This window comes from Micromonospora phytophila (assembly GCF_023656545.1).
GTDB lineage: Bacteria > Actinomycetota > Actinomycetes > Mycobacteriales > Micromonosporaceae > Micromonospora > Micromonospora phytophila.
In genome coordinates this window covers 1-2047 of record NZ_JAMOKF010000566.1, presented here as the reverse complement: position 1 = coordinate 2047, position 2047 = coordinate 1, and the positions used below count along the sequence as shown (strand labels likewise).

Below are 2047 nucleotides of genomic sequence, written 5' to 3'. Positions count from 1 at the left end.
CTCCCGGACGGCCCCGGCCGTCGCTCAGTTGACCTCGATCCGCACCACGTCGAAGGCGGGGGTCTGGTTGGCCCGCTCCATCATCGGCACCCGGTGCGAGCCGTCACCGGCCCACACCGCGCACTGCGCGGTGCCGGACTGCGGCAGGCCCGGGATCTGGATGGCGACCTCGTCGGCCTCATCGCCGCCACCGCCGTCCTCGGTCGCCACGAAGAACGCCGGCACGTCCTGCGGGTTCGCCGGGGCCTCGTCGGTGCTCTGCAACATCCGGCAGGCGGTGTGGAAGTGCCCGCGGACCAGGCCGTCGCCGTTGAGCAGCGAGCTCTCCACGTAGTAGCCGCCCTGCCCGGCCGCGAGGAAGCGGTCCCGGACCAGGTTGCGGGTGGAGACCTGGAGGGTGAAGGGCTGGTTCGCATCCACCTGCTGGGGGAAGTCGGTGATCAGTAGCGAGGGGTTCTTCGCCGCGGCGCCGACCTCGCCGAACGCGGTGCTGATGCAGCGGTTGCCGTTCTGGAAACCGTCATGCGGCTGCAACTGGCTGTTGTCGCAGTTGTTCGCCAGCACACCGAGACCGGCACCCGGCGCACCGTTGTTGCCGCCGTTGTCACCGCCGGTGTTTCCGCCATTGTCACCGCCGCCGGTGTTCCCGCCGGTGTCACCGCCACTGTCACCGCCGCCGGTATTCCCGCCGGTGTCACCGCCATTGTTCCCACCGGTGTTGTCCGTCGGCTTGACCTGACACTCGGCGAGCTGGTTGAGCCCCTGCGGGCGGGGGCCGACCCGGTCGATGGCGATGGTGATCCGGCTGAGCGTCGCCTGACGCTTGCTGGCCAGCGGCTGGAGGATCACGTTGCGGATGAAGTCCTGACCCTTGTTGCCCTCCGCCGCCAGCCGCCGGTCGGCCTCGGCGATCTGGGTCTGCAGCAGGTTCAGGTTCCGGTCGACCTCCGCCCGGGCCCGGGCCGGCACCTGCGGAAGCTTGCTGACCACGTCCGGACACGCGACGGCCGAGCCGCCGTTGTCGGCCGTGCCGCCACCGGCGCGGGTCTGCTGGCACTCGGTGACCGACTGCTGGCCGTCACCCCAGTGGTTGCGTACCCACCGGCCGTTCTGCCAGGTGCGGGTGGTGGTGCCGCGCCGGCTCGGCGCGGTGGCTCCGGGGCTGGGCTCCACGCAGGCGGCGGACGCCGGGCGGGTGTTGTTCGACCGCCGGTCCTGGGCCGACGAGATCTGGGTCACGGCGACGATTCCACCGAAGACCGCGAGCGTGCCGACCACGGCCAGCAGCCGCTTGCTCCGCGCGTTACCGGATGACCGGCGCGCCCGTGTGGACCTGCGCATCGAATTGCTCTCCTTCTCGATCCGGTAGTTGATTCGAGACCTCGGCGGACCGACGGAATTGAGGTGGCGCGCCTCGGCGGAATCCGTCGGGACGAGCCGGTGGCACGTCGACGAACGACGATGACCTTTCCGCACCGTCTTCCGCGCCCCGGGGCGCGGATGGGGAGATCCTGTCCATTCCCGCAGGAGTACGGGACGGCCGCCGCGAAGGTTCAACGCGGTTCACAGGAATTCCGCGACGTTGTCCCGGCCTCCCGCGCGACCGGTCTCCCGCTGGCGGGGAGTTCGGCGGCCGGAGGCGCGAGGACCGGTCCCCGGCCGGAGGGCGTGCCCGAGGGCGCGGGCGCGGCCGGGAGGCGGGAGGGCCAGGGGCGTCGGGCCGAGGGATGCCAGGTCAGGGGCACGAGCGACCGGGGCGCGGGGGACGACGCGTCGAGGATCCGACGGGCGGAGGTCGGCCGGGTCGGGGCCGACGAGGGTCAGTCCACGCAGAGGTGGTCGAAGGCGAAGCCGTTCGCCAACTCGTCGCGGCGCGACCGCAGCCCCCGGATGCCGGCGAGCAGCTCGTCACGCGGAGTCAGGACCGGCGGGGCCGTCTCCAGCCCGCGCAGCCGCTCGCCCACGGCCACGACGGCGAGGTCCTCGGCCAGCCGGGCGGCGTCCACCCCGCTGTGGAAGCGGTGCTCGTGCACCGTCACCCGCTCCA

The 2047-nt window shown here is 72.3% G+C and carries 1 protein-coding gene and 1 pseudogene; both read right to left on the bottom strand.

Features of this window, described 5'->3' with window-relative positions; translation table 11 throughout:
- Positions 1 to 24: 24 nt before the first annotated feature.
- Positions 25 to 1341, bottom strand: a complete 1317-nt coding sequence (locus NCC78_RS31280; RefSeq protein WP_250799031.1) for a hypothetical protein — start codon at positions 1339 to 1341, stop codon at positions 25 to 27.
- A gap of 479 nt (positions 1342 to 1820) precedes the next feature.
- Positions 1821 to 2047, bottom strand: a pseudogene (locus tag NCC78_RS31275) (hypothetical protein); the annotation flags it as partial.